This is a genomic window from Natrinema sp. CGMCC1.2065, from assembly GCF_051225675.1.
In the GTDB taxonomy this organism is placed as follows: Archaea; Halobacteriota; Halobacteria; order Halobacteriales; family Natrialbaceae; genus Natrinema; species Natrinema thermotolerans.
This window is the reverse complement of record NZ_JBPJSJ010000013.1, coordinates 80,515-106,841: the sequence shown is the minus strand read 5'-3', so window position 1 is coordinate 106,841 and position 26,327 is coordinate 80,515. Positions and strand designations below refer to the sequence as shown.

Here is a 26,327-nt window from a genome sequence, read left to right as displayed (position 1 = left end):
CAGGTCGATTCGCTGACAGTCTTTTTCCCGGTCGACGATCCCGTCGAGTCCGGCGTGACTCACTCCCCGGGCGCTCCGCTCGCTTCGAACCGGACGAGGCCCCGTTCCTCGAGTTGCATGAGGAAGTGCGCGAGCGTCTCGTCGACGGGAGCGACACGGTCGGCGTCGTGAGACGCCGCGACGCGCTCGGCGATCTCCGCAACGGTGTGGTCGCCGTCGCAGTGTCGCCACACGGTCGTCCCGACGGGATCTAGCTCGAGTTCCCGCTCCCGATCGGTCCCGAGGAGATCGAACAGGAACCGATCGAGCCGGTTGTGTGGCCGCTTCGTCCAGTGGATCGTGACCCGTGGCTCGCCATCGACGGTCGTTACCTCCCAGTCGTCGGCGTCGCGTCTCGGAACCGCGGTCGGGCCGTGTTCGGTCATGTGGCGACGTTCTCGGTCGTCGTGTCGGACTCGATCACTGGTCGGACGCCTCGGTGTCGGGTGCGTTCCAGAGGACGCTCGCGGTGAAGAGCCCGACGAGCGCGACGAGCGCGACGACGCCGAGGATCGACTGCGTCCCGGCCTCGAGGCCGAGCGGGAACGGCGCGCCGTCGGCGTTTCCGGTCCCGGTGATATAGAGCGCGCCGATGACGATCCCCATGATCGCCTCGCCGGTGATCAGCCCGGCCGCGACGATCCGACCTCTCGAGGTCGCGTGTTCGGCGAGCGTGCCGTCCTCGTCGTCGCGTCGCGCGACGTAGCGGTCGATTCCGGCCCGGAGCAGGCCGCCGAGGAAGATCGGCGTCGCGAGCGTGATCGGGAGGTAGATCCCGACTGCAAAGGGCAGGACGGGGACGTCCATCAGGATCAGGACGATCGCGAAGACGGCACCGATGAGGATCATCCCCCACTGGGCGGTGCCCGTGAGGACGCCCTCGGAGATCAACGCCATCATCCCGGCCTGCGGTGCGGGAATGGGCTCGTTCCCGATCCCGTAGGCCTGATCGAAGAAGGACAGGACCCACCCGGCGAACAGCGCCGAGACGGCGATCCCGATCACCTGTGCGAGCTGTTGGTTCCGGGGCGTCGCCCCGAGGAGGTAGCCCGTCTTGAGGTCCTGTGATGTGTCGCCCGCGACCGCCGCGGCGATGGCCACGACCGACGCAGTCACCAGCACGACGACGGGGTCGGTGACACCGGTCGAGCGCAGCGCCAGCGCCGCGATCAGGACCGTCGCGATGGCCATCCCCGAGACGGGGTTCGAAGAACTCCCGACGACCCCGACGAGATAGGCCGAGACGGCGACGAAGAGGAACGCGGCGATCACCGCGATGAACCCACCCAACAGGCCGACCTGTACCTGCGGGACCGCGACCAACGCGAGCGTGATCAGAATGGCCCCGACGACGACGACTTTCATCGAGAGATCGCGCTGCGTGCGTTTCCGTTCCTCGGTGGCAGCCACCCCGGAATCGCGTATCTCCGTCACGGCGGTACCGAGCGCGTCGGCGATCGTCCCCCGCATGGAGACGACCGCGTAGAACCCGCCGACGATCATCGCTCCCGCACCGACGTAGCGGATGTACGCTTCCCAGACCTCGTTCGCCTGCGTCATCAGTGCCGCGTCGGCGGCCGACTCCGGGACGAACCCGCCCGTGATCAACAGCGGAATCAGCATCATCCAGGAGATCAGTCCGCCGCCGAAGACGTAGCCGGCGATCCGGGGTCCGACGATGTAGCCGACACCGATCAGCGCGGGCGTAAAGTCCCCGCCGATCGCGAACCCGTCGGTTTCGCCCGCCGAGAACGCCGTCTGGATCGTCGTCTGGAAAGCGGCCATCCCGTTGGCCAGCCACATGTAGACGAAACTCACGAGGAACCCGACGGAGATGAGCTTCACGCCCTCGTCGCCGCGCGAGCCGGCCTCGAGGACGTCGGCACACGCGGTCCCCTCCGGATAGGGGAGTTCCTCGTGTTTGTCGACGATGAGATACCGACGCATCGGGATCATAAAGAGGACCCCGAGCAGGCCGCCGAGTATCGCCACGACCGCGGTGTTGACGATGTTGATCGGCTGATCGAGGAACGTGACGCCGGCGATCGTGAAGATGACGCCGGCCGCCAGCGCCTCGCCCGCGGAGGTCATCGTCTGGACGATGTTGTTCTCGAGGATCGTCCCGCCGATGCCGATCCGACGGAGCCCGTAGAACACGCCCATACTGATGACTGCCGCCGGGATGGAGGCGCTGATCGTCATCCCCGAGCGCATCCCGAGGTACATGTTCGCGGTCAGCATCACCACGTTGAGCGCGAGCCCGATCAGGACTGCCTTGATCGTGAGTTCAGCGACACTCCGTCCGGCGGGGACGTACGGCGACGGTCCGTCGCCCGTCGTCTGCTCGCTGCCGATACGACTGCCGTTCGACTCCGTCTGCTCTTCTGGTGATCCGTGTGACATAGTCGATTGCAGCGAACGGCCGCGTCCGTTCGTTCCGTGCCGCTCGAGCGCCGACTCAGGTGCCGACAGTCGGCTCGTCCAGCGGGGAGGGATCGACAGACCGAGCGCGTTCCGATCCGATCTCGGAGGGTCGGTTCCTGACCGGCCGCCGGTTCGAACCGGCGGTCGACACCGGGAGAGCGAGTTCGGGCGGGGCCGTCGCTGCGTTCGTCTGGCAATAATTGGGGGGACCTATAAGAATGAAAAGATTCGGACCGACGGTTGTTGCCGGCCGCCATTCGATTCGGTCTTCGACGCGGTCGCCGGCGGTGCCCGAATGCGGTCGGCGACCCGATCGGGTTCGGCCCACGTCACTCGAGGGCGTCCAGTCGCTCCTGGGCCTGTGAGAAGGCGAACTCGTCGCCGCGGAGCCCGTTTGCCAGGTCGCGCGTCGCCTCGACGAGGCGTTCGGCGGTTCGGGGCTCGACGTCGCCATCGAGCATCCGGATCCGCTTGACGTGTTCGCCAAGCGTCTCGAGGGCCTGCCGTTCGCTGGCGGTCAGGTCGCGGTCCTCGGCCCAGGTGCGAACGTCGCGTCGGTACTCCCGGACGGCGTCGGCGTAGGCGAGCCCACGGGCCGCCCGCAGCGTCGATGGAACGTCCTCCACGGGCGGCCGCTCGCCCTGATCGGCATCGCGCAGCAGGGCGAGGAAGTACAGTTCCTCGCGGTCCTCGAGGCGGATCTCCCGGCCGACGATGTCGGCGACGTGGAGTAACTCGGCCGCGGCGAGGTAGGTGTCGTCGAGGTCCCGGAGGGTACCGGCGTTGACGAACCCGCGGCGGCGGACGTACTCGCGACAGCGTTCGCCGGCCCGCTCGGCGAGGTCGTTGGTGTCGGCCTCGTCGATGGCGTTTCGAACCGGCGTCAGGTCGAACGACACGCGCAAGTCGGTGTGTTCGGTCCGCTCGTCGACGCCGACGCTCCGGAGGCTCCCGCAGGCCGGACAGCCGACGCTGCCCGTCTCGTAGTACGACCAGCGGGTCCCACACTCCTTGCACTCGCGCTCGCCCCGGATCTTCATACGCCGTGGTAGGGTCGGGACCGCAAAAGGCCCACCGGACCCGACTCGCGTACAGTCCCGCACCACCGAATCGGTTCAGTGCTGTCGGGCGGGCAGTGGCGCTGGCGTCAGTTTCGTCTCACAACGGACTGTTGGGTTCCGAAACCGATGACCGTCATCGTTCCCTGGGTGGCGTTCAAGAGGCAATTAACGGCTAGCAGGTGCAGGCCACATCCGGATCGAGGAGACCGTCCAACGAACGGATATGTCCCATCAGCGACTGACCCGACGGACGTTCGTGACCGCAAGCGGAACCGCAGGCGTCGCCGCGCTGGCCGGCTGTGCGAACAGCGGTCCCGGCGACGACAACGAGACGAACGATACCGACGACGGGACGGGCACCGACGGGAACGGCGACGACACGTATACGCTGACGGTCACGGTCGAGGGCGACGACGGCCCGGTCGAAGGCGCGACCGTCACGCTCGAGCAGGCCGGTATGGGCGACATGGACGACGAGGCCGGTGGAACGGAGAACGAGTCGGACAACGGGACGGACGATGCGATGGGCAACGAGTCGGAGAACGAAACCGACGCCGGTGGCATGGAAAACGAGACCGAGGACGGCGGAACGGGCAACGAGACGGCCACGGACGGCGAAGGCACGGCGTTCCCGATGGAGGACGAGACCGACGGTGACGGCGAGGTCGAGTTCGAGGACCTCGAGGACGGCGAGTACACCGTCTCCGCCGAGAACGAGGGCGACGAAACCGAGGACGACGTCGAGATCGACGGCGACGACGCGGACGTCACGCTCGCGTTCGGCGACGCCGACACCGGGGACGACGGAACCGGAAACGAGACCGAAAGCGGCGACGAGAACGCCACCGAAAGCGACGACGCCTAAGCGAACCGCGCCCGCTCCGCTCGAGCGATCGGCGCCAGTGTGAGTCGAGTACGTGCCGGCTTTTTTCCCCTCTCGGTCGGTAGTGACTGGTATGCGAGACGAAGAAGAAATCCGCGAGCAGTACGAGTTCCTCACAGAACACCTCGAGAGCGACGAGATGCGCCACGACGGCGTCGAGGAGATGTTCACTTACTACAAGCGCGCGATCGGCTGGGTCCTCGAGGAAGAACACATCTGATCGCGCCCGGGCGTGGCTTCTCGGTCGACGCCGCCGAGCCGTGTCGTTACATTTAAGTAGACACAACGGAATCTTCCACGTGACGCTTCGCTTGGAGGGCCGAAGCGTCAGCGGGGACCAATTCAGGGCGGCAAGCGATCGCGTGACATTTTTCCGTCACGCGATCTGCTTTCCTGTTTCGAGACGATTGTTCTAGTCCTGACGCATCGGTTCGGACACTACTGGCCAGTCTCTCGTTTGACGAAAAACGACTGCTCGGGCACCGTTCTCGCCAATATAATTGTACGGAAACATAATAGCTGTACTGTAAACATGACCCACTCGTTATGTGTGGTCTGCCGGACGATGCGTCACCGGAGTTATGGATCCCGGTCACTCGAAACGACACCGTTCACTGGTAATACGACTCTTTCGCTCGAAACGACCCGATAGCCTTATTAAAATTCGACAGTAAATGCGATTGGTACTTCCCCAATGTACGACCTGACAGGATTTCAGCGTGACCTGCTCTACGTCATCGCTGGCGAGGAGGAGCCACACGGACTAGCCATCAAAGAGGAACTCGAGCAGTACTACGAAAAGGAGATCCATCACGGCCGCCTCTACCCGAACCTCGATACCCTCGTCGACAAGGGGCTCGTCGAGAAGGGCCGGCGCGACCGCCGAACGAACTTCTATACGCTCACACGGCGCGGCCGCCGGGAACTCGAGGCACGCCGTGACTGGGAGTCCCAGTACGTCGACCTGTAGCGCGTTCTCGATCCGGTTCGGCGTCGCACCGTCCAGTCGGTCACCGCGCATCGAACCGCCACCGAGCCGCCGTCGACGCCGGCGGGCCGCTTATATGCAACCACGGTGAACGGTCGGGAGTGAACGAGGTCCCGTTGCAACTCGCCAACGCACCCCTCGAGGAGACCGTCGTCCGGCTCGCGCTGGCCGGCGCACTGGGGATGTTCCTCGGGCTCGAGCGGGAGTGGTCACAGAAGGCCGCCGGCATTCGGACGTTCTCCCTGATCAGTCTGCTCGGGGCGGTCTTTACCGTGCTGGTCCGTGAGGGCGACGTCGGCGAGAGCCTGCTCCTGCTGGGCGGTCTGTTGGTGATCGTCCAGGGGGTCTTGCTGGCCGTCCAGGGCCTCATGGAAGGCGAGCCGGCCGAAACCGGCCTCTCGCTGACGACCTCGGTATCGATGCTCGTCGCCTACGGCGTCGGCGTGTTAGTCGCGGCCGGGTTCATCCTCGAGGGGGTCACTGTCGCGGTCCTCTCGTCGCTGTTGCTGGTGTTAAAGCGGGAACTCCACGAGTTCGCGTGGGGGCTCTCCCGCGAGGAGATGCGCTCGACGACCGAATTTGCCATCCTCGCGTTCGTCATCTATCCGCTCCTCCCGGCGACCTACGAGCCCGAAGTCGCCGGCATCACCATCCCGCTCGAGCCCCAGGTCATCTGGCTGATGGTCGTCGCCGTTGCGGGGATCGGCATCGCCAACTACGCGATCGTCTCGACCTACGGCGGCCGCGGGATCGCGATCACCGGCTTTTTCGGCGGGCTGGCTTCCTCGACGGCCGTCGTCGGGACGATGCTCGACCACGTCGACCAGCGCCCCGAGGCGGCCTCCTACGCCGTCGCTGCGATCCTGCTGGCCAACGCCGCGATGGCCGCCCGCAACCTCGCGATCGCGGTCGGCTTTACCGCCGGCGGCGAGGCCGGGATCCTCCTCGAGGCGATCGTTCCGCTCGGGGCCGTCATCGTCCTCGCGTTCGCCGTCGCGGCCGCGACCGCCGACTGGAGAGAGTCCGGACCGATGGAACTCGAGAGCCCCTTCTCGCTGAAAAACGCCCTCGGGTTCGGTGCGGTCTTTCTCGTCGTCCTCGTCTTCGGATCGCTGGCCGAGACGTGGTTCGGGACGCTGGGCTTCTACGCGACGGCCGTCGCCAGCGGCTTCGTCTCGAGCGCCGGCGCAACCACCTCGGCGGTCGTCCTCTACCGGGGCGGCCAGCTCGGGCCCGCCGAGGCGACGATCGCCATCCTGCTCGCGACCGTCTCGAGCATCGTCGTCAAGGCCCTGTTGGCCGCGACATCGACGAACGACGGCTTTCGCAACCGGGTCGCGGCCTACAGCACCGTCTTGCTCGTCGGCGGTGCGCTCGCGTCCGTACTGCTCGTCGTCTGAACTGAGACCGAGCATCGGCGGATCGACGTGAGACGGTCCTCGAGACGGCGTTCCGACGCGGGCTGTTGAGCTGGGCTGGGCTACGAGACGCTGCGACTGCTGCCGTCGCTGGACGTGACAAGCGGGAGATCGAGCTGGGGATGGAGCTGTTGCTCGAGGCGATCGATGAGGCCGCGTCCTGAAGCCCGGGTCGGAATCGGTCACGTTTCTGGAAGCCACACTCGATCACCTGAAAATTAGGAGGCAAATTATTTCCTAACCGACCGCGTAGAATCGGGTATGTCACACCGGGTCGAGGACGAAACGACCATAAACGACAGCTATTCCGTCACGGTTCCGGCAGCGGTCCGACGCGAACTCGATATCGAAGCCGGGGACAAAATCCGCTGGCGCGTCACCGAAGACGGAACCCTCTCCGTCGAAGTTGTAACGCAACGGTACGGTGCGTTTTCCGAACTCGACCCCGTTGATATCGGTGAGGAAACCGATGCGGCCGACGATCACGACCTCATCCCCGGAGACTCCTAATGGCTCGAGTCGTCGTCGATGCGAACGTTCTCATCGCCGCTCGGTTATCGCGGGACCAAAACCACGACCGTGCGGTTGCCATCTCGAGAGCGGTCGATCACGGAACTCTCCCGACTGCATACGTGTTGAGCGACGTCCTCGAGGAGGTCATCAACTACCTCCAACGAAAGGGGAAACATGACGTCGCTGTACGGACGCTCGACGCGATCATCGAAAGCAGTGGGTTCGAAATCGTCCATACGCCGAAACGCGATATCGACGCCGGACGATCGCTGTTCCGAAAGTACGAATCGCTCTCGCTGACGGATGCAGTCATCGCGGCGTCGATGGGCCGCCGCGAACTCGAGTTCCTCTACTCGTTCGACGACGGGTTCGATGCGGTCGACGGGATCACTCGTATCACGACGGCAACGAATCCGTTCGAGTAGTTTCTCTCCGTCCAGACGGGGCCGATCGCTACTCGCCGCGGAGTTCGTTCACGTGATCGATTCGCTTCTGGACGAGGTCCGCCTTGCCGATGTCGTGGCGGATCCGCAGTCCCTCCTCGCCGGCGACGGCGAGCGCGTCCTCGGCGATCTCCTCGGCCGCGGCGATCGAGTCCGCGACGCCGACCAGGGCGAACGACCGGGAGGTCGTCGTGTAGATCCCGTCGTCGCGCTCGTCCACGCTGGCGTAGTACAGCAGGGCGTCGCCGGCGCTCTCTTCATCGACCTGTACTTTCGCGCCGGCTTCGGGATCGGTCGGATAGCCGTCGGGGACGGCGTACTTACAGACCGTCGCCTGCTCGGCAAAGTCGAGTTCGGGCGGGGCCTCGCCGTCCCGCGCCGCGGTGAGGACCTCGAGGAAGTCCGTCTCGAGGACGGGCAGGGTGTTCATCGCCTCGGGGTCGCCGAAGCGGGCGTTGAACTCGACGACGCGGGGACCGGTCTCGGTCAGCATGAACTGGCCGTAGAGGATGCCGCGGTAGTCCTCGAGGGCGTCGACGGTAGCCGCGATGATCTCGACGGCGTCGGTGTAGTCGTCCTCGGTCATGAAGGGCAGCTCCGGCGTCGCGTCGGCGTAGCTGCCCATCCCACCGGTGTTCGGCCCTTCGTCGCCCTCGTAGGCGCGTTTGTGGTCCTGCACCGCGGGCGCGGTCCGGAACTCGCCGTTGGCGACGAACGCCTGGATCGTGAATTCCTCGCCGATCAGCCGCTCCTCTAAGACGATCCGGTCGTAGTCGGCGTCGCGGATGTACTCCTTGCCCTCCTCGGCGGTGACCTGATCGCCGATAACTTTGACGCCCTTGCCGCCGGTGAGGCCGGCGGGCTTGATCGCCAGATCGCCGTCGTACTCGTCGATGTAGTCACACGCCGCGTCCATGTCGTCGAAGGTCTCGAAGTCGGGACAGCCCGGAATGTCGTTTTCCGCCATGAACCGCCGCTGGAAGGCCTTGTCCGTCTCGATACGGGCATCGGCCTCTTTCGGGCCGAACGGGTAGACCCCCGCTGCCTCGAGTGCGTCCGCGACGCCGGCCTCGAGGGGCGCTTCCGGACCGATGACGGCGATGGTCGCGTCGACCGCCTCGGCGTAGTCGACGACGGCCTCGGGATCGGTCGTCTCGAGCGTTTCGAACCCGACGGCGATCCGGGCGATGCCGGGGTTCTTGTTGCCGGCACAGGCGTAGAGGTCGGCCTCGCTGTCCTCGAGCGCGCGGGCGATGGCGTGTTCGCGGCCGCCGCCCCCGATCAGCAGCACGTTCTCTCGCATGGTCGATAGCGGAACGCACGAACCTGTAAGCGTTGCTCTTTCCAGAAGTGGAACTATCCACGGTCGTGGACAGAATTTCGTCGCGAGAGCGGTCAGCCGCCGTCACCGACTCCCCGACTCGAAACGCTATCGTAGCGAATCGTCGTCGATGGTGACCGTTTCCTCGTCGATGGGGTCGAATTCGGCAGCCACGAGGTTCCCCACCGGATCGAAGATTTCGGCTTCGTTGCGCATCACGTAGAGGTTGCCCTCCTCGGTCGATGCCCCCTCTTGGGGGAAAAAGAGGAAGCGCCGATTCGTGCCGAAGTACTCCGCGTGGACGGAGTTGTAATCGGTAAAGAGGCCGCTCTGTGCGATGTCGTTGGGCACCCAGCCTTGCGGTCCCGAGACGATCTCGAACGGCGCGCCCGGGAAGAAGTTATCCGGCCGGACGGCGGCCTCGCCGCCGCCGTCGTCGAAGATCTCGAAGGTCTCCTCGGTCTCGAGTTCCAGCGGCAACTCCTCCTCGGTGAGCGGCCGGTACTCGACCCGAACGAGATCCTCGGCCGCCAACTCGTCTTCGATCGGCGACGAGAACCGATCGTCAAAGACGTACTGTTCGCCCTCCTCGATCGCCGTTCCCTCGGGGACGAAGAGGTACTCTTCTTCGTTCGTGTTGAAATGCTGGATGACGCGTACGCTGTAGTTCTGCAGGACCGACGGTGGGTCCGCGATCGGTGCGTCCTCGAGCGGCGGCGAGACCACTCTGAACAGTACTCCCGAGACGTACGCCGACCCCGTCGCGATCGCCTCACGGAACCGGCCGTCGCCGCCGTCGCTTCCCGACTCTTGGGCCCCCGCGTTCCCGACTGCGCCGAGGCTCAGTACGCTCGCTGTAATCGATCCCACCTTCATGAACCGTCGTCGAGACGTTCGATCATACATGGACTTTCGGTGCCTCTCGGACGGTCGGTCGGTTTGCCTCGGCCGAGGATAGTTTCCGTGCCGGCCTTTGCAGCCTCCACCGCAAGTACTCGCCCAGTTCGACCGCCTACCGACCGTCAGAGGGGAGCCGTCGTCGGAAAAAGCCGACGAGCCCGCTGACGTATCCCGTCCCCCAGATCGCCACGAGTACCGCGCCGACGGCGTTGAACACGAAGTCCGTCACGATGTCGTCGATCCCGTAGACGGTGACCAGCCCGCCGAACGCGAATTCGAGGACCTCCCAGACGACGCCAGCCGCGAGGACGAAGACGACGATGAACACCGATCGGAACGCCGGCGGGACATCGATCTCGTCGGAGTGCAACTCGAGCGCCCGGAATGCCGCGTAGCCGACGCCCGCGACGATCGTCGCCGAGACCGCGTGGGTGATCTCGTCGTACCACTGGAACTCGACGTACAGCCAGAGGGAGCCGGCGGTGTGGAGGACGACGGCGACGGCGATCCAGCAGACGAGTCCGGGATCCATCGAGTAGCCGTACTCCCGGCGCAACAGCGCCGGCAGGAGCGTGACTGCGAGCGCGAGCGCTGCCGTCGTCGCGACCGTGAACTCCCCCGTAACGAGGCCGTACCCGACCAGAACGAGCAAGACGAGCTGCAGGGCCCGCGTGATCGCTCGCTCCTGGGCGTCCGAGAGCCCCAGCACGTCGCCGAGCGTCATGGCGACCCCGTTCCGTTTCGGGAGACGCCGCCCGCGGGCTCGAACCGGGCGAAGTACACCTGGAGGAGCGCGCCGAGGACGAGGCCGAGGCCCGTCACGACGACGAAGTCCCACTGGAGTTCGGTCTGGGATCGCAGGTACGCCGTCCCAAGCCACTGGTCCGCGTAGAACTGGACGACGGTCCACAGCGCCTGCAACGCCAGGGTCGTCATCACCGCGAAGACGATGGCGAACCGGCGGCTCAACTCGACCGAGGTGAACGCCTCGAGTTCAGCGACGACGAGCAACGCGAGCGTCGCGATGGCGAGATACGCCACGGGTTCGAACGACGCGCCGGCCGCGCGGGCGACCGCGGCGAACGCCGCGATCGCCATCAGCGGCCAGGGGACCGTCGCGGTCCAGTCGCGGGTCGCGACCGCCGGAATCGACGCCACGGCCACGACGAGCAGCTCGAACCCGCCCCACAGGGGCACGTCGCGCAGGACGCCCTCGAGCCCGTCGACGGCGACGACGGCCGTCAGTAGCCAGCAGACGATATCGCCCCGCCGCTCGTCGTGGCCGAACCGCTCGCGGGTCACGATCGGAGTGGTCACCGCGCTCGCACTAAAATCCGAACCACGATTGCAGCGCGTTAGAACGCTCTAGAACCACTTAATCGGCATTAAAGAACGTCAGTCCGAACAGAACGTTCGGATCGGCGGCGGATCTCGGACCGCCGGTGAATCGACCGGGGACGAACGGTTTCCCAAGGGGTTGCGCCCATCACATGGATCCCGAGCCGATCGATACGGAAGCGTCCGTCTCGGGAACGACTGTGCAGCCCGTTCAGCGGAGGTGGGCACAGTCGTGATTTCAGCTATACGAACAATTATACTTCTTCTTCTCGAGTCCACAAATAGATGCGGACAACAGCGGTAATCGTCACGGTATACGTCGTCGCTGTCGTACTCGTCGGACTCGTCCTCGGGGGGAGTATGGTATTAGACGGTGACGCGTCGGCGGCCGATCCCGTCCACGTCGAGCGGGTTCCGGTCGCGCCGGAACGGCCGGCGGATCTGAACGCGACGAGTGCCGCGGACTACGGGACCGAGTACGAAGAGACCCGTCTCTACAACGACGTCATCGCGAGCCACAACCACACGCTGGACGTTGACGAGAGCGTGCGCACCCAGTGTACTGCGATCTCAGTCGCCGAGACGGGGGCGGACCGGTTTTCCGTCCGCCTCGAATGCAGGGGTGGACTCGAGGTGACGGACGCCCCCGCCGAGTCGGAGGCGTTCATGTATCCCGTCACGTATCGCATAACCGAGACCGAGACGAATCAGACCGGTATTCGGGACTATCCGTTCGGTGAACGCGATACGCTCGAGACCGTTCGTTCGCGAACGCTGGGGCACTGAAATCACGCCCGCACCGTCCCGTCCGCGAAACGGTCGCCCGTGACCGACTCGAGCCACGCGAAGCGGCCGACGACGACGACCGACCCCTCGTCGAACCTGTTCCCAGCGAGATGGGTTCCGGATCGTGCGTTATTATAGTCGTCCGGTCGCACAGTACGAGCAATGCGACAGTACCTCGATCTCGTCGAAACGGTCCTCTCGGAGGGTACCCACAAGCCCAACCGGACCGGCGTCGACACGATCTCGTCGTTCAGCGAACACTACGAGGTCGACCTGCAGGAGGGGTATCCCCTGCTCACGACCAAGGAGATGGACGGCTACCGCTGGAACTCGATGCTGCATGAAGTCTGCTGGTATCTCTCCGGCGAGGAACACATCCGCGACCTCCGCGAGGAGACCAAGATCTGGGACGCCTGGGCCGACGACGAAGGCCGTCTCGATACCGCCTACGGTCGCTTCTGGCGGCGGTTCCCGGTCCCCGAGGACGACGCCCGCCTCGAGGGCGAGTCCTGGCCCGACGAGACCCAGCAGTGGGTCACCGAAGAAGCGGACGGCCGGCGGACCTTCGACCAGTTGCAGTACGTGATCGACACGCTCTCCGATTCGCCGAACTCCCGGCGACTGGTGGTCAACGCCTGGCACCCCGCCAACGCGGCCGTCTCGACGCTGCCGCCCTGTCACTACTCCTTTGTCTTCAACGTCCAGGGCGACCGCCTGAACTGTCACCTGACCCAGCGGTCGGGCGACACCGCCCTCGGCATTCCGTTCAATATCGCGGCCTACGCGCTCCTGACCAAAGTCATCGCCCAGCAGACCGGCTTCGAACCCGGCACCTTCGCCCACACCGTCGTCGACACGCACGTCTACTGCGGCCGCGGCGACCGGGGCGACTGGTACGCCGACAACCTCGAGGCCCTCCAGTCGCGGCTGGCCGGCGTCGACGATCGAGCGGACTACCTGGAGGTCAAGGACTGGCTCGAGTCCGAAGCCCCTGCCGAGGCCGAGGGTGACGAACGCCTCGATCACGTCCCCGGCCTGCTCGAGCAACTCTCGCGGGAGCCGCTGGAACGGCCGACGCTCGCAGTCGCCGACGTCTCGATCGACGAGCTGTCCTACGAGGACGTCGAGCTTCGGGAGTACGAGTCCCACGACGGCATCGAGTTCTCGGTGGCCGAATGAGCGAGGACCGAGACGCAGCCGAGGCGGCAGCCGCCCTCGAGCCCGCCCGCGAACTCGTCGGCATCGTCGCCGTCGCCGACAACGGCGTCATCGGCAGGGACGGCGATATGCCGTGGCACGTTCCCGAGGACCTCCAGCACTTCAAGGAGGCCACGATGGACCACCCTGTTATCATGGGCCGGGTAACGTACGAGGGCATCCTCGAGACGCTCGGCGAACCGCTGCCCGGTCGGACGACGGTCGTCCTGACGAGACGGGACCTCGAGACGCCCGAGGGAACTGTGGTCGCCCACGATCTCGAATCGGCCCTCGAGCGGGCGGAGACGGCCGCGCGCGAGCGCCACGACGACGCCGACCGGATCTTCCTCGCGGGCGGCGCGACCGTCTACGAACAGTTCCTGCCCGCGATCGACCGGCTGATCGTGACCGAGATCCACGACGACCCCGAGGGCGACACCTCCTTTCCGGAGTGGGACCGGTCCGAGTGGGACGTCGTCTCCCGAGACGATCGGGACGGGTTCTCCTTCCTGGAGTACGCGCGTCGGGAAGGGAAGTAGCGCCGTCGGAACCGTCACACAGCTGTTTCTGACCCGCGTCTATCGCCGTAATCCGGGTTTGGTCGATGGCAGCGGCGTATGAGGGGGGCGTGGCGGGACCGCGTTCACGACGCGTGACAATACACGAGCGGAATCCCGGACACCGCCTCTCGCGGGCCAGTTCGCACCTCTGGCCCTGTCACCGGCCTCTGCACTCGAGCCCACAGTAGTCACGTTCGACGGCTACGACCGTGAACAGTCCGAGCGGTCGTGATCGGGGACCCAGTACGGACAGTCACGAAGCGCGAGGAGTAGCGGCTGCTGACTTCCTGCCGAACAGTCCACGGAAAGCGTTTGTTTCGCTATATGGTCAGTTTCAGGTCGCCACTCGCTATCGCAAAACCACGAGAGGGCGGCGCTATCGCCGTCGACTCTTGGAACGAACGACGGTGACCGGCACCCAGTGAGGAGCCATCCACAACCTCACACGTGACGGGGTTTAACGAAACCGAACGACGCCATCGGAATTCCGTTGCGATGAATAAACAATCATTTCTGATAGGTTCCCGCCGGGTCCCGTAACCCGGCGAAATAGGCCACTAAATACCGTATTAGCGGGTCTGTTCGTAGAAAATTCGAAATAGAGTGTGAAACGATGGTTCCGACTTATGCGAAAATCGGGCCAAGGAACGTCTACCCCGAACAGGGGACTCAGAGTGAGAGACATGACAGAAGAAACTGACAGCGGACTATTCGGCGACTCGCGGCGATCGTTCATGAAAAAGAGTGCGCTCACGGCGGGCGCAGTAGCGCTCGGGACTGCGGGCGCGGGGACTGCGACCGCTCAAGACGATGGCGGGAGCGGAAGCGTGGTCGTGTTCGGCGACGACTACGAGCCCGGCGTCGACTTCACCGTCGCGTCGGCGCTGAACGACGGCACGAAAGACGAACTGTTCCAGGAGATCGGTGCCGAAGACGAGTTCGACACGCCCGACGACTGGGACGTCTACCTCATCAACTACGACGTCGGCGGATCCGCGCCGTCGCTGGGCTTCCTGATGACCGAAGACGTCGACCTCAGTGCCGGCGATAGCGAGACGATGGGTGCGGACGGCCAGTTCCGCAACGCCGAACTGGACATGGTCGAGGCCACGCCAGGTGAAACCGGCGGTGGCGGCGACGGCGGCGACGGCGGTGACGGTGGCGACGGCGGCGAACCCGCGGCGGACGAAGAAGACGGCGGGATGGGCGGCGGCAACGAGACCGACGGCGGTAACGGCGGCGGCAACTAAACCGCCCGTTTTTCGATTCACTCCCTTTTGTTCACAGTCGGTAACGGTTCCGGCCGTCGCCCTCGACGCGGAGTTCCGTAGACGAGAGCCCAAGCCGATGCCGAGTCCACGTTCGGTCGAGCGCCCGGTCTTGGACGATAGAGCAGCCGGCGATCGCCATCGTTTCGAAGAAACGGCCCGTTTCACTCCGGCATCGACGAGTCGGTGAGACGACTCTGCGGGAGCCGATTCGCGTACGTTCGTGTCAACGCGACGGGTGTCACACAGCCGATTCGGAGCTGTCGTGGCGGACTCCGATTCGATTCGTTCCCCGACCGATCCGTCCCGGCGACTCGCGACTCCCGTTGCCACCGTCCGGCAGTGGTCAACCGGCACGCCGACAAATAACGGGTCCAGGCCGACATACTTGCGGTTCTCGACGGATTCAAATCACGGGGGCCCCAATTCCGGTCATGGCAACCGACGATTTCTCGGACGCGATCCGGGAGTTCGAACACGACGGCGAGACGTACAAGATGGCCGATCTCACGGTCCTCGAGGAGAAAGGGCTCTGTGACCTCGAGAAACTGCCGGTGAGCATCCGGATCCTGCTCGAGTCGGTGCTGCGTAACGCCGACGGGGAGACGATCGACGACGACGCCGTCCGGGCGGCGGCCTCGTGGGAACCCGACGTTCCGGACGCCGAGGTGCCGTTTACCGTCTCGCGGGTCGTCCTGCAGGACCTGACCGGCGTGCCGGCGGTCGTCGACCTCGCGGCGCTGCGCTCCGCGGCCGATCGCAAGGGCGTCGACCCGACGGTCGTCGAACCCGAAGTCCCCTGTGACCTCGTGATCGACCACAGCGTCCAGGTCGACCACTTCGGCAGCGACGACGCATACGAGAAGAACGTCGAAATCGAGTACGAACGTAACGAGGAGCGATACCGTGCGATCAAGTGGGCCGAACAGGCGTTCGACGAGTTCAACGTCGTCCCGCCGGGAACCGGGATCGTCCACCAGGTCAACCTGGAACACCTCGGCCGCGTCGTCCACGAGCGCGAAGTCGACGGCGAGCAGTGGCTCGTGCCCGACACGCTCGTCGGCACGGACAGCCACACCCCGATGATCGGCGGCATCGGATCCGTCGGCTGGGGTGTCGGCGGTATCGAGGCCGAGGCCGCGCTGCTCGGTCAGCCGATCAACATGTCGTTGCCGGAGGTCGTCGGCGTCCGTCTGTCGGGCGACCTCCCCGACGGCGCGACCGCGACGGACCTCGTGTTGCACATTACCGAGCGGCTCCGTGAGGTCGGCGTCGTCGACAAGTTCGTCGAATTCTACGGTCCCGGCGTCTCGGAACTCTCCGTGGCGGACCGGGCGACCATCTCGAACATGGCGCCCGAACAGGGGTCGACCATCAGCATGTTCCCCGTCGACGAAAAGACCCTCGAGTACCTCGAACTCACTGGCCGCGACGAGGACCACATCGAACTCGTCCGCGAGTACCTCGAGGCACAGGGGCTGTTCGGCGAACAGGAACCGGAGTACACGGAGACCGTCGACTTCGACCTCGGCGACGTCGAACCCAGCCTCGCGGGCCACAAGAAGCCCCACGACCGAATCCCGATGGGCGACCTCGACGACCACTTCCCGGCCCTGCTCGAGGAGGAGGGCGTCATCGGTCCCGGCGGTGAGCCGGCGATCGGCGACGGCAGCGGCGCGAGCGCGGCGGACGCGACCGACGCTGGACCGGGACTCCCGCTCGACGAGAAAGTACCCGTCGAACTCGAGGACGGCACCGAGATCGAGATCGGTCACGGTGACGTCCTCGTCAGCGCGATCACGTCCTGTACGAACACGTCGAACCCGTCCGTGATGGTCGGTGCCGGCTTGCTGGCCCGTAACGCGGCCGAACGGGGACTCGAGGTGCCCGACTACGTCAAGACGAGCCTCGCGCCCGGGAGCCGCGTCGTCACGGAGTACCTCGAGCGCGCGGAGCTGCTCGACGATCTGGAGGAGTTGGGCTATCACGTCGTCGGCTACGGCTGTACGACCTGTATCGGGAACTCCGGGCCGCTCCCGGAGCCGATCGAGAACGCCATCGACGAACACGACCTCTGGACGACGAGCGTCCTCTCCGGCAATCGGAACTTCGAGGCCCGTATCCACCCGAAAATCAAGGCTAACTATCTCGCCAGCCCGCCGCTGGTCGTCGCCTACGGCCTCGCGGGACGGATGGATATCGACCTCGAGAACGAGCCGATCGGCACCGGCGACGACGGCGAACCGGTCTACCTCGAGGACATCTGGCCCGACACCGAGGAGATCCGCGACACGATCCACGACAGCGTCTCGCCGGAGATGTTCGAGGAGAAGTACGCCAGCGTCTACGAGGGCGACGAGCGCTGGGAGGCACTCGACGCACCGACCGGCGCGGTCTACGACTGGGACCCCGAATCGACGTACATCCGCGAGCCGCCGTTCTTCCAGGACTTCCCGCTCGAGAAACCCGGCGTCGACAACGTCGAGGACGCCCGCGCACTGCTGACGCTCGGTGACACCGTCACGACCGACCACATCAGCCCCGCCGGACCGTTCGGCGAGGACCTGCCAGCCGGCCAGTGGCTCAAAGAGCGCGGCGTCGAACCCTACGAGTTCAACACCTACGGCTCGCGCCGTGGGAACCACGAGGTCATGATGCGCGGTACCTTCGCGAACGTCCGCATCAAAAACGAACTGCTGGACGGCAAGGAGGGTGGCTACACCGTCCACCACCCGACCGGCGAAGAGACCACCGTCTTCGAAGCCTCCGAGCGCTACCGCGAGGAAGACACGCCGCTGATCGTCATGGCCGGCGAGGAACTCGGGACCGGCTCGAGCCGTGACTGGGCCGCGAAAGGGACCGACCTGCTCGGTATCCGCGCGACCATCGGCAAGAGCTACGAGCGGATCTACCGTGACAACCTCATCGGCATGGGCGTCTTGCCCCTGCAGTTCCAGGACGGCGAGGGCTGGGAGGAACTCGGCCTCGAGGGCGACGAGTACTTCGAAATCGAGGGCTTGGAGGACGGCCTCGAGCCCAACGCCGAGTTGACCGTGACCGCCGAAGCCAACGACGGCACCGTCACCGAATTCGAGGTCACCGCACAGGTCGACACGCCGATGGCTGTCGAATACGTCGAGAACGGTGGCGTTCTCCACCTCGTACTCCGACGACTGCTGCAGGAAAAGACGCAGTAGCGACCTCGAGACCGACGGATTCGGTCTTCAGTTTGCCGTTCGGTCACCGCAGTGGCCCGTCTGGCCGCAGACGGCGATAAACGGGCGATTGCAGCGCGGAGACCGTCGGATTACTGTCGGACGTATCGCGTCGATGTGTGAGTACTATGGTGTCCCACGTCGTTCGTTGCCGGGAGGTGCCAACGCGATGCACGAACCCGATTCCACTCGACGGACAGCGCTGAAAGGACTCGCCCTTCTCGGTGCCGGTACGACCGGTATCGGCGTCGCAGCAGCCGAGGACCACCGTAACGGCGACGGGAACCACGGTGACGACCCCGGAGACGGCCAGCGGTCTTCCCCCTCCGGCCTCTTCGTCGCCACTCTCGAGCCCCGAGAGGGGGTCGAGACGGACGCACGAGGAACGGCGTTGGTCCAGGAACGTCAGGACGGGCTGAAGTTCGTTCTCCAGGTCTCGAACCTCGAGAACGCGTTTATGGGCCACGTTCACGAGGACGAGACCCTCGGCCCGATCGCCGTCTGGCTGTACGATTTCCTGACGCAGGACGAGCGCCTCGAGGAGGGCCGTTTCTCCGGGATCTTGGACGCCGGGACGATCACCGACGAGGCCGTCGCGGAGGGACGCGTGTCGGAGGCCGAATCGGAGACCGTCGACGATCTGCTCGGCAAGCTCGAGGCCGGCGAGGCGTACGTAAACGTTCATACGGAAGCACATCCCAGCGGCGAAATCGCCGGGGCCCTCGTCCCGTTCGATCCGTCGGACATGATGTGTCGCGGTGATTTCGACGACGGTTCCGAATCGGACGATCCCTGATCCGAATCCGACACGTCCAGCGCGGGGCCGCGAACGGAGGCAGCGGCACCGTTTCGGAGCCGGTCGATATCGGGCGCCGAACTGGCGATGTTTGCGCGAGCGAGTCGTGATCGGTAGGTAAATCGTTTCAGTGGCTCCGATAGCGATGCCGTCCGCCAGTCGCCGACGAGCGGCGGGCACGCCGGCCTTTTACAGCGGCCGGCCGTAGGGCGAGCCATGACCGACCCGACACGGCGCAACCGGCTCGACGAGGAGGAAAGCCCCTACCTGCGCCAGCACGCGGACAACCCCGTCAACTGGCAACCGTGGGACGAGCAGGCCCTCGCGGCCGCGAAAGAGCGTGACGTGCCCATTTTCCTCTCGATCGGCTACTCGGCGTGTCACTGGTGTCACGTGATGGAGGAAGAGAGCTTCGCCGACGAGGCCGTCGCCGAGGTACTCAACGAGAACTTCGTCCCGATCAAGGTCGACCGCGAGGAGCGTCCCGACGTCGACAGCATCTACATGACCGTCTGCCAGCTCGTCCGCGGACAGGGCGGCTGGCCGCTCTCGGCGTGGCTCACGCCCGAGGGCAAACCCTTCTTCATCGGGACCTACTTCCCGCGGGAGGGCAAGCGGGGCCAGCCCGGGTTTCTGGACCTCTGCCAGCGGATCAGCGACTCCTGGGGAAGCGAGGAGGATCGCGAGGAGATGCAACACCGCGCCCAGCAGTGGACCGACGCCGCGACAGACCGCCTCGAGGAGACGCCGGATTCCGCGGGGGTCGACGCCGGCGGCGCCGCGGAACCACCCTCGAGCGACGTTCTCGAGGCGGCAGCCGACGCCGTCCTCCGGAGCGCCGACCGCCAGTACGGCGGCTTCGGGACCGGGCAGAAGTTCCCCCAGCCCTCGCGGCTGCGCGTCCTCGTGCGGACGTACGACCGCACCGGCCGCGAGGAGTACCGCGAAGTACTCGAGGAGACGCTGGACGCGATGGCCGCCGGTGGACTCGCCGACCACGTCGGCGGCGGCTTTCATCGTTACTGTGTCGACCGGGACTGGACGGTCCCCCACTTCGAGAAGATGCTCTACGACAACGCGGAGATCCCACGGGCCTTCCTCGCGGGCTACCAGCTCACCGGCGAGGACCGCTATGCCGAGACCGTCGCGGACACGCTGGCGTTCGTCGATCGGGAGCTGACCCACGACGAGGGCGGCTTCTTCAGCACCCTCGACGCCCAGAGCGAAGATCCCGAGACCGGCGAGCGTGAGGAGGGCGCGTTCTACGTCTGGACCCCCGAGGAGGTCCACGACGTCATCGCGGACGAGACCGACGCCGCGCTCTTCTGTGCCCGGTACGACATCACGGAATCGGGCAACTTCGAGGGGCAGAACCAGCCCAACCGTATCGCCCGGGTGTCTGAGCTGGCCTCGCAGTTCGACCTCGCGGAGAGCGAGGTCTTGAAGCGACTCGACTCGGCCCGGAAGCGGCTGTTCGAGGCCCGCGAGGAGCGGCCCCGGCCCGCCCGCGACGAGAAGATCCTGGCGGGCTGGAACGGGCTGATGATCTCGACCTACGCCGAGGCGGCGCTGGTACTCGGCGAGGACGAGTACGCCGAAACCGCCGTCGACGCCCTCGAGTTCGTTCGGGATCGGCTCTGGGACGACGAGAGTCAGCGCCTCTCGCGGCGCTACAAAGATGTCTCCGAGCCGCGCTCGGAGGCTCGTGAGACGCAGTCTCACGGTGGCGACGTCAAAGTCGACGGCTACCTCGAGGACTACGCCTTCCTCGCGCGGGGCGCACTCGATTGCTATCAGGCCACCGGCGACATCGACCACCTCGCCTTCGCGCTCGAGTTGGCCCGGGTCATCGAGACCGAGTTCTGGGACGCCGACCGCGGAACGCTCTATTTCACGCCCGAGAGCGGCGAGTCGCTCGTGACGCGACCGCAGGAACTGGGCGACCAGTCGACGCCCTCGTCGACCGGCGTGGCGGTCGAGACGCTGCTTGCCCTCGACGAGTTCGCAGCGAGCGAGTTCGGCGACATCGCCGCGACCGTCCTCGAGACGCACGCGAACAAACTCGAGGCAAACGCGCTCGAACACGCGACGCTGTGTCTCGCCGCCGACCGACTGGCGGCCGGCGCGCTCGAGGTGACCGTCGCGGCCGACGAGTTGCCGACCGAGTGGCGCGAGGCGTTCGCGTCGCGGTACCTGCCCGATCGGCTGTTCGCGTTGCGGCCGCCGACCGAGGCGGGCCTCGAGACGTGGCTCGAGACGCTGGGGCTCGCGGACGTGCCCCCCATCTGGGCCGGCCGCGAGGCCCGCGACGGCGAGCCGACGCTGTACGTCTGTCGCGATCGGACGTGTTCACCGCCGACCCACGACGTGGACGAGGCGCTCGAGTGGCTCGGCGAGAACACCGCCGACGTCGGTTCGGCCGAGCCGACCGCCGACGAATCGGGGAGTCCGTTCTAGGGCTGTCGTACAGTCGGTTCGCAGTCAGTATCGGGGACTCCCGACCGAGACGGACGATTCGACCGACTCCGCACCCGCCCTCGTTACGCGAGTTCGTTCTCGAGTTGGTCGGCCAGCCAGACTGCCGGCGGCACGTCTTCTTCCTCGACGAACCGAACGATCTCCTCGCCGTCGTCGGTCTCGACGACGATCGTCGGGATGTACTCGATGTCGTACGCCTCGACGCCCGGTCCCTGCTTGTCCTCATCGACGTTGACCTCCTCGATACGGTCGTCGGGGACCTCGGCTGCCTCGAGTGCCGCACCGAAATCGGGCAGCAGGGCGCGACAGTCCTTGCACCAGTCGCCGCCCCAGATCTTGTACACCAGTTCGTCGTTGTGTGCTTCGAGCGTGTCGACCGCCTCCTCGTAGGACGCCGCGTCCCACGTGGGGTTCGGCCGCATGGTCTCGAGACTCATACGCACGACTTGTCGGTCGGTGGGCTTAACGGCGGTGTTTCCGACGGGAGACTCGCTCGAGGGTCCGTCCCACTGATCGGCACTATTGGAAGTACAGTTATTGGACAACTCCTGCCTCGAACGAAGGGGGATGTGTGTATTGACTGATTGCTTCGGCAGGGATCCCAGCGCGCGTATTTTCAGGTGCCGACTGTCGGCTCCCGCGTTCCGTGGCGGCCCCGCCTTGGTGACGTTGCCGGGGTCCCTGAACGAACGCCGATCGGGGGAGTACAACTCGAATCCACGCTTCGCCATCCGGCCGTTGGCTCGCTTTCTGGCCACACGAAAGCAACCGATATCCCCCGCAATCGACTCCCTGCTCGAATAGCGGTATACTGAGCCGTGAAAAGACGGAATCGTGGCTGTCGGACGCAGTCGCTATAGCTCGGGCTCGTCGAGTCGCATGTTGACCGTTTTCGTCTGCGTATAGTGATCGAGCGTTTCTTCAGCGCATTCACGGCCGATTCCAGAGCGTTTGTACCCGCCGAACGGAACACCGAGGTCATCGCCGGGGTATTTGTTAACTGCGATCAGACCAGCTTCGATATCCGAAGCAGCCTGATGGGCGAGGGATGCGTTTTCGGTGATCACGTATCCCGCGAGACCGTACTCGATATCGTTAGCCATCTCGATCGCTTCGTCGTAGTCGGAGAACGTGAGGAGACACTCGACTGGTCCGAAGATCTCCTCCTGTGCAATTCTCATATCGTTACTGACGTCGTCGAAGATCGTCGGCTCGATGAACCACCCGTCCTCGAGGTCCGGATCGTCTGGAGCGCTCCCCCCAGTCAGTACGGTTGCGCCTTCCTCCGTCCCGAGTTCGATATAGTCCGTGACCTTCTCGTACTGGCCCTGATGTGCCAGGGGGCCCATCATGGTCCCCTCTTCGAGGGGATCGCCAACGGTGTAGTCGGCTGCGTGGTCGAGGAATGCCTCCGTGAACTCCGCCTTAATGTCCTCGTGGAGGAGGATACGCGACGCGGCGTCACACGCCTGGCCGGTGTTGTAGAAGATGCCGTCCGCGGCCGCTTCGGCAGCGGTTTCGACATCTGCATCGGGGAACACGATCATGGGACTCTTCCCACCGAGTTCGAGCGTCACCGGTGTGATGTTGGCCGCGGCTGCCTTCATAATCGTCTCCCCGGTCAGATCCTCGCCAGTGAACGCGAGCTTGCGAACGTCTTCGTGTTCCGTAAGTGGAGCGCCGGCCTCTTCGCCGTATCCGGGAACGACGTTCAAAACGCCGTCAGGAAGAATGCCCTCGGACAGTTGAGCAGCGTATAGAGCAGTCAGCGGTGTGAGTTCTGCGGGTTTTATCACGACGGTGTTCCCGGTCGCTAGCGCGGGGCCGACTTTCCACGATAGAAGATAGAGGGGGAAGTTCCACGGCGTGATCTGTCCACAAACTCCGTAGGGTTCGCGTTGTGTATACACCAGGGAATCCCCGTCAACGGGGATCTGCTTTCCGCCGTGTGACCGTGCGATATCCGCATAATACGAGAGGAAAGCGATCGCACCGTCGATCTCTTCTTTTGCGAATTCGAGCGGTTTCCCCGTGTCGAGGCTCTCGAGAAGACCGAGTGTGTCACGGTGTGCCGAAAGTTCATCGGCCCACTCGTTTAGCAACGCAGACCGCTCAGAGACTCCGAGACTGCCCCATTCGCCCTCGAAAGAGGATTGTGCAGCGTCGACGGCAGTCTCGATATCCTCGCTGGTACATCGTGGGACTTCCGCGATCGTTTCGTCGATCACCGGGTCCGTCGTCCGGAAGGTCTCCCCGGTGCTTGCCGATCGCGTTTCGCCGTCAATCCAAGCGCCGAAGGTGATCTCCGCAGTTGCTTCGTCGATCGCGCGGCGGTGTCGCTGCCGGATCTCTCCGTGGGATTCCTCGTTATCCATACACGGTGTGATTGCTTCCAATCTTATTAAACGTTGTTCATAATTCTCTTATTAAGTTGGCTCTGGGTCGATAATGGGGGTGAAATAGAAACCGATGGCAGCGGTACTGTGTCGGAAATCTCCCGCCTATGTGGTGGGGCATGAGGAACGTCGGGCGCTGTCCGTTCGAGAAGTGAGTGGACCACCGCGAGAAACACGGTTTCCCCGTCGTCGGGTTTCTCGTCGGCCGATCCGGTTCTCGGACTGCTTGCCCTCGAGTCGATCCGGACGACCCAACGATATCGACCGAAACGCGTCGAACAGGGTTCCCCACCGTCAAATTCGGATCGGACGGTTCCGGGGTAGACGAGCGGACGAGGACTCGAGAGGACGATCGAACGGTTGGTGTCGTACTACGATCACCGTCGGCCCCATCGGCGCTTGACGGACGAAGCAAGTCGTGGAGGGACGGTCCCCGACCTCCCCGTTGTTGTATACTGTTCAAATAGAATCAGGTTTGTAGAATATAGACCACATATTGTGCGCTAGTAGTAAACTATATAGTGTGAAACTCTCATATGTTGGACCATGTCAGCCACGACATACGGTGCATGGTCTCTGTTGCCACTGATACTCGCGATCGGTGTCGCCATCAAAACTCGGAAAGCGATTATCGGGCTGTTTTTAGGTGTCTGGTCCGGAGGCGCGATTTATCGCTACTTCGACGGGGTCGATCTCGCCGCAAGTCTCTTTAGCGGGGTCGGACTCCCGTCCTACGAACCGCTCAATATTGTCGTTGGTATCATTATCGCTGGATTCTGGGGTTCGATCGACGCGCTTCAGTGGATCTCGGAGTCAGTCGGTGAAAGCGTGTTCAACATGCAGATCATCCTCTTAGTTCTGTTCTTAGGTTCCGCTATTGCGATGATCTGGAAGTTGGGTGGGACACTCGCCGCCGCAGAGAAGGTCACTGAGTACGTCGATAGCAAACGAAAAGCCGGTCTGGCAGCGTGGCTAATGGGAATCGGGTTATTTTTCGACGATTACGCCAACGCGGCGATCGTTGGGACGACGATGAAAGACATATCGGACGAGCTTAATATGTCTCGCGAAAAGCTGTCCTATATTGTCGACTCTACGGCCGCGCCGGTTTCGACTCTTGCATTATCTTCGTGGGTCGCCTTCCAGATGTCAATGATCAACACCGGCTACGAAGCAACGGATATTCCGGCCAGTGAAGTCCCGTCTTCTTTCTTAATATTTATCAAATCCATCCCGTTCAACATGTATTCTATCTTGGCGATCGTCATGGTTGGGATTATCGTGGTCACCCAGCGCGACTTCGGTGCGATGCTGTCCGCGGAACATCGTGCCCGTGAAACCGGGAAGGTCAACGGGGAAAAGGCGCAGCCGATGCAGGACATAAAAGGAGAACTGGGAGAGCCCATCGAGGGAGCGCCGAGAATGCTCCGGACGTTTTTCGTTCCCGTCCTCGTTCTTCTGGGTGTCGTCACGGTCGGTGCAATCATAACGGGATACGAACCCGGACGAACACTGCGAGAGATACTGATCAACGCGAACTACATTTTCACCATCGTCGTTGGTTCGTTCGCTATGGTCGGGTCGACGTGGTACTACGCATACTTCTACGACTATATGTCAGTCGGGGAGAGCGTGGACACCTCCGTGAAAGGATTTAAAATTATGCTGACGCCGCTGACGATCCTCGTGCTGGCGTGGACTATTGGCTCTGTCGTCGAACAGCTGGGAACTGGCGAATACGTTGCAACGTACGCGACGATGGTATTGACGCCTGAAACGCTCCCCATCGTGGTTCTGCTGATTGGATCGTTCATGGCGTTTACGATGGGCGACTCTTGGGCCGTTATGGCGGTTCTGACTCCCATCGCAGTTCCGCTCGCCTGGGAGCTTACCGCCAGTCACACGATGGTCGCTGTCGTCGTCGGCGCAACGTTCTCAGGAGCCATCTTCGGAGATCACTCTTCGCCAGTTGCTCCAACGACAGTACTTGCAGCGACGTTCACCGGAGCGGACCTGATAGACCACGTCCGAACGCAGGTTTACTACGCGCTCACCGTCGTCGCAGTTTCCACGGTCTTACTCCTGACGTGGGGATACGGTTCCCCCATTTGGGGACGCTCGATCTGGGCAGCCGTCGCACTACTTCTCGTTGGGAGCGTCCTCCTGACCGGTATCGTTTATTTCCTCTCAGGATGGGACGCGAGGCGAAAGAACATCTCGGCTACCGTCACGAATCACGAAACGCATAGCTTGGAGGCCGGTGATGACTGACGCATCTCAGAGAGCTAGTTAGTCGGCCCTCG

At 64.3% G+C, this 26,327-nt stretch carries 23 protein-coding genes; 14 read left to right on the top strand and 9 right to left on the bottom strand.

What is annotated here, in order from left to right; all coding sequences use genetic code 11:
* Nucleotides 1-59: 59 nt before the first annotated feature.
* The 3 genes from ACSBP4_RS14025 to ACSBP4_RS14015 all read right to left on the bottom strand — a co-directional run bounded on the left by ACSBP4_RS14025 (nucleotide 60) and on the right by ACSBP4_RS14015 (nucleotide 3,503).
* Nucleotides 60-425 (bottom strand): PqqD family protein, encoded by a 366-nt coding sequence (locus ACSBP4_RS14025; protein ID WP_006648876.1) that lies wholly within the window; start codon nucleotides 423-425, stop codon nucleotides 60-62.
* A gap of 34 nt (nucleotides 426-459) precedes the next feature.
* Nucleotides 460-2,442, bottom strand: coding sequence for an OPT family oligopeptide transporter (locus tag ACSBP4_RS14020; RefSeq protein ID WP_049964374.1), 1,983 nt, complete (start codon nucleotides 2,440-2,442; stop codon nucleotides 460-462).
* Nucleotides 2,443-2,792: 350 nt separating this feature from the next.
* Nucleotides 2,793-3,503 (bottom strand): DUF7117 family protein, encoded by a 711-nt coding sequence (locus ACSBP4_RS14015; protein WP_435552564.1) that lies wholly within the window; start codon nucleotides 3,501-3,503, stop codon nucleotides 2,793-2,795.
* 244 nt (nucleotides 3,504-3,747) lie between these two features.
* Here ACSBP4_RS14015 and ACSBP4_RS14010 point away from each other — a divergent pair, with 244 nt between their 5' ends.
* The 6 genes from ACSBP4_RS14010 to ACSBP4_RS13985 all read left to right on the top strand — a co-directional run bounded on the left by ACSBP4_RS14010 (nucleotide 3,748) and on the right by ACSBP4_RS13985 (nucleotide 7,751).
* Complete coding sequence (locus ACSBP4_RS14010; protein WP_435552563.1) at nucleotides 3,748-4,389, top strand: hypothetical protein; 642 nt, start codon at nucleotides 3,748-3,750, stop codon at nucleotides 4,387-4,389.
* Between the two features lie 91 nt (nucleotides 4,390-4,480).
* On the top strand, nucleotides 4,481-4,627 hold the full coding sequence (locus ACSBP4_RS14005) for a hypothetical protein (RefSeq protein WP_006181694.1): 147 nt from the start codon (nucleotides 4,481-4,483) through the stop codon (nucleotides 4,625-4,627).
* A 474-nt stretch (nucleotides 4,628-5,101) separates the two neighbouring features.
* Nucleotides 5,102-5,377 carry a PadR family transcriptional regulator gene (locus tag ACSBP4_RS14000; protein WP_006181693.1) on the top strand — a complete coding sequence of 92 codons (276 nt, stop codon included), beginning with the start codon at nucleotides 5,102-5,104 and terminating at the stop codon, nucleotides 5,375-5,377.
* Nucleotides 5,378-5,496: 119 nt separating this feature from the next.
* Entirely contained in the window at nucleotides 5,497-6,795 is a 1,299-nt protein-coding gene (locus tag ACSBP4_RS13995) for an MgtC/SapB family protein (RefSeq protein WP_049964371.1), read from the top strand.
* A gap of 279 nt (nucleotides 6,796-7,074) precedes the next feature.
* Nucleotides 7,075-7,323 (top strand): AbrB/MazE/SpoVT family DNA-binding domain-containing protein, encoded by a 249-nt coding sequence (locus ACSBP4_RS13990; protein WP_006648871.1) that lies wholly within the window; start codon nucleotides 7,075-7,077, stop codon nucleotides 7,321-7,323.
* Nucleotides 7,323-7,751 (top strand): type II toxin-antitoxin system VapC family toxin, encoded by a 429-nt coding sequence (locus tag ACSBP4_RS13985; protein ID WP_435552562.1) that lies wholly within the window; start codon nucleotides 7,323-7,325, stop codon nucleotides 7,749-7,751. The genes ACSBP4_RS13990 and ACSBP4_RS13985 overlap by 1 nt, the downstream gene beginning before the upstream one ends.
* 28 nt (nucleotides 7,752-7,779) lie before the next feature.
* Here the strand turns inward: ACSBP4_RS13985 and purD are convergent, their stop codons facing one another.
* The 4 genes from purD to ACSBP4_RS13965 form a co-directional block, all read right to left on the bottom strand.
* The gene (gene purD, locus ACSBP4_RS13980; RefSeq protein WP_435552561.1) at nucleotides 7,780-9,072 is read right to left on the bottom strand and encodes a phosphoribosylamine--glycine ligase; all 1,293 of its coding nucleotides are present in this window, start codon (nucleotides 9,070-9,072) and stop codon (nucleotides 7,780-7,782) included.
* Between the two features lie 126 nt (nucleotides 9,073-9,198).
* Nucleotides 9,199-9,966 carry a hypothetical protein gene (locus tag ACSBP4_RS13975; protein ID WP_233274298.1) on the bottom strand — a complete coding sequence of 256 codons (768 nt, stop codon included), beginning with the start codon at nucleotides 9,964-9,966 and terminating at the stop codon, nucleotides 9,199-9,201.
* A 136-nt stretch (nucleotides 9,967-10,102) separates the two neighbouring features.
* Complete coding sequence (locus ACSBP4_RS13970; RefSeq protein WP_049964367.1) at nucleotides 10,103-10,714, bottom strand: hypothetical protein; 612 nt, start codon at nucleotides 10,712-10,714, stop codon at nucleotides 10,103-10,105.
* Nucleotides 10,711-11,292, bottom strand: coding sequence for a hypothetical protein (locus ACSBP4_RS13965; protein WP_006648867.1), 582 nt, complete (start codon nucleotides 11,290-11,292; stop codon nucleotides 10,711-10,713). The genes ACSBP4_RS13970 and ACSBP4_RS13965 overlap by 4 nt, the downstream gene beginning before the upstream one ends.
* Before the next feature lie 321 nt (nucleotides 11,293-11,613).
* Here ACSBP4_RS13965 and ACSBP4_RS13960 point away from each other — a divergent pair, with 321 nt between their 5' ends.
* The 7 genes from ACSBP4_RS13960 (at nucleotide 11,614) to ACSBP4_RS13930 (ending at nucleotide 21,607) form a co-directional block, all read left to right on the top strand.
* On the top strand, nucleotides 11,614-12,114 hold the full coding sequence (locus tag ACSBP4_RS13960) for a hypothetical protein (RefSeq protein WP_435552560.1): 501 nt from the start codon (nucleotides 11,614-11,616) through the stop codon (nucleotides 12,112-12,114).
* A gap of 162 nt (nucleotides 12,115-12,276) precedes the next feature.
* Nucleotides 12,277-13,293 carry a thymidylate synthase gene (gene thyA / locus ACSBP4_RS13955; protein ID WP_435552559.1) on the top strand — a complete coding sequence of 339 codons (1,017 nt, stop codon included), beginning with the start codon at nucleotides 12,277-12,279 and terminating at the stop codon, nucleotides 13,291-13,293.
* Nucleotides 13,290-13,850: a dihydrofolate reductase gene (locus ACSBP4_RS13950; protein WP_435552558.1), complete on the top strand. Its 561-nt coding sequence runs from the start codon at nucleotides 13,290-13,292 to the stop codon at nucleotides 13,848-13,850. The genes thyA and ACSBP4_RS13950 overlap by 4 nt, the downstream gene beginning before the upstream one ends.
* Nucleotides 13,851-14,554: 704 nt before the next feature.
* Nucleotides 14,555-15,121: a twin-arginine translocation signal domain-containing protein gene (locus ACSBP4_RS13945; protein WP_211249078.1), complete on the top strand. Its 567-nt coding sequence runs from the start codon at nucleotides 14,555-14,557 to the stop codon at nucleotides 15,119-15,121.
* Between the two features lie 452 nt (nucleotides 15,122-15,573).
* On the top strand, nucleotides 15,574-18,336 hold the full coding sequence (gene acnA / locus ACSBP4_RS13940; RefSeq protein WP_049964359.1) for an aconitate hydratase AcnA: 2,763 nt from the start codon (nucleotides 15,574-15,576) through the stop codon (nucleotides 18,334-18,336).
* A gap of 187 nt (nucleotides 18,337-18,523) precedes the next feature.
* Nucleotides 18,524-19,150 (top strand): CHRD domain-containing protein, encoded by a 627-nt coding sequence (locus ACSBP4_RS13935; protein WP_435552557.1) that lies wholly within the window; start codon nucleotides 18,524-18,526, stop codon nucleotides 19,148-19,150.
* 216 nt (nucleotides 19,151-19,366) lie between these two features.
* A complete protein-coding gene (locus ACSBP4_RS13930) occupies nucleotides 19,367-21,607 on the top strand; it encodes a thioredoxin domain-containing protein (protein ID WP_435552556.1) in 2,241 nt (746 codons plus the stop codon).
* An 83-nt stretch (nucleotides 21,608-21,690) separates the two neighbouring features.
* Here ACSBP4_RS13930 and ACSBP4_RS13925 read toward each other — a convergent pair whose 3' ends face one another.
* Together ACSBP4_RS13925 and ACSBP4_RS13920 are read right to left on the bottom strand one after the other, a co-directional pair.
* On the bottom strand, nucleotides 21,691-22,065 hold the full coding sequence (locus ACSBP4_RS13925) for a TlpA family protein disulfide reductase (protein ID WP_435552555.1): 375 nt from the start codon (nucleotides 22,063-22,065) through the stop codon (nucleotides 21,691-21,693).
* Nucleotides 22,066-22,482: 417 nt separating this feature from the next.
* Nucleotides 22,483-24,003: an aldehyde dehydrogenase family protein gene (locus ACSBP4_RS13920; protein ID WP_049964354.1), complete on the bottom strand. Its 1,521-nt coding sequence runs from the start codon at nucleotides 24,001-24,003 to the stop codon at nucleotides 22,483-22,485.
* Nucleotides 24,004-24,570: 567 nt separating this feature from the next.
* Here ACSBP4_RS13920 and ACSBP4_RS13915 point away from each other — a divergent pair.
* Nucleotides 24,571-26,295, top strand: a complete 1,725-nt coding sequence (locus ACSBP4_RS13915) for a Na+/H+ antiporter NhaC family protein (protein WP_049964353.1) — start codon at nucleotides 24,571-24,573, stop codon at nucleotides 26,293-26,295.
* Nucleotides 26,296-26,327 lie beyond the last annotated feature (32 nt).

Bases quoted from the DNA above. Each gene is read 5' to 3' on its own strand.
- ACSBP4_RS13950 (WP_435552558.1), top strand. From the start codon at position 13,290: ATGAGCGAGGACCGAGACGCAGCCGAGGCGGCAGCCGCCCTCGAGCCC.
- ACSBP4_RS13945 (WP_211249078.1), top strand. From the start codon at position 14,555: ATGACAGAAGAAACTGACAGCGGACTATTCGGCGACTCGCGGCGATCG.
- ACSBP4_RS13935 (WP_435552557.1), top strand. From the start codon at position 18,524: ATGCACGAACCCGATTCCACTCGACGGACAGCGCTGAAAGGACTCGCC.
- ACSBP4_RS13920 (WP_049964354.1), bottom strand. From the start codon at position 24,003: ATGGATAACGAGGAATCCCACGGAGAGATCCGGCAGCGACACCGCCGC.
- ACSBP4_RS13985 (WP_435552562.1), top strand. From the start codon at position 7,323: ATGGCTCGAGTCGTCGTCGATGCGAACGTTCTCATCGCCGCTCGGTTA.
- ACSBP4_RS14010 (WP_435552563.1), top strand. From the start codon at position 3,748: ATGTCCCATCAGCGACTGACCCGACGGACGTTCGTGACCGCAAGCGGA.
- ACSBP4_RS13975 (WP_233274298.1), bottom strand. From the start codon at position 9,966: ATGAAGGTGGGATCGATTACAGCGAGCGTACTGAGCCTCGGCGCAGTC.
- purD (WP_435552561.1), bottom strand. From the start codon at position 9,072: ATGCGAGAGAACGTGCTGCTGATCGGGGGCGGCGGCCGCGAACACGCC.
- thyA (WP_435552559.1), top strand. From the start codon at position 12,277: ATGCGACAGTACCTCGATCTCGTCGAAACGGTCCTCTCGGAGGGTACC.
- acnA (WP_049964359.1), top strand. From the start codon at position 15,574: ATGGCAACCGACGATTTCTCGGACGCGATCCGGGAGTTCGAACACGAC.
- ACSBP4_RS13915 (WP_049964353.1), top strand. From the start codon at position 24,571: ATGTCAGCCACGACATACGGTGCATGGTCTCTGTTGCCACTGATACTC.
- ACSBP4_RS13925 (WP_435552555.1), bottom strand. From the start codon at position 22,065: ATGAGTCTCGAGACCATGCGGCCGAACCCCACGTGGGACGCGGCGTCC.
- ACSBP4_RS14000 (WP_006181693.1), top strand. From the start codon at position 5,102: ATGTACGACCTGACAGGATTTCAGCGTGACCTGCTCTACGTCATCGCT.
- ACSBP4_RS14005 (WP_006181694.1), top strand. From the start codon at position 4,481: ATGCGAGACGAAGAAGAAATCCGCGAGCAGTACGAGTTCCTCACAGAA.
- ACSBP4_RS13960 (WP_435552560.1), top strand. From the start codon at position 11,614: ATGCGGACAACAGCGGTAATCGTCACGGTATACGTCGTCGCTGTCGTA.
- ACSBP4_RS14015 (WP_435552564.1), bottom strand. From the start codon at position 3,503: ATGAAGATCCGGGGCGAGCGCGAGTGCAAGGAGTGTGGGACCCGCTGG.
- ACSBP4_RS14020 (WP_049964374.1), bottom strand. From the start codon at position 2,442: ATGTCACACGGATCACCAGAAGAGCAGACGGAGTCGAACGGCAGTCGT.
- ACSBP4_RS13990 (WP_006648871.1), top strand. From the start codon at position 7,075: ATGTCACACCGGGTCGAGGACGAAACGACCATAAACGACAGCTATTCC.
- ACSBP4_RS13970 (WP_049964367.1), bottom strand. From the start codon at position 10,714: ATGACGCTCGGCGACGTGCTGGGGCTCTCGGACGCCCAGGAGCGAGCG.
- ACSBP4_RS13930 (WP_435552556.1), top strand. From the start codon at position 19,367: ATGACCGACCCGACACGGCGCAACCGGCTCGACGAGGAGGAAAGCCCC.
- ACSBP4_RS14025 (WP_006648876.1), bottom strand. From the start codon at position 425: ATGACCGAACACGGCCCGACCGCGGTTCCGAGACGCGACGCCGACGAC.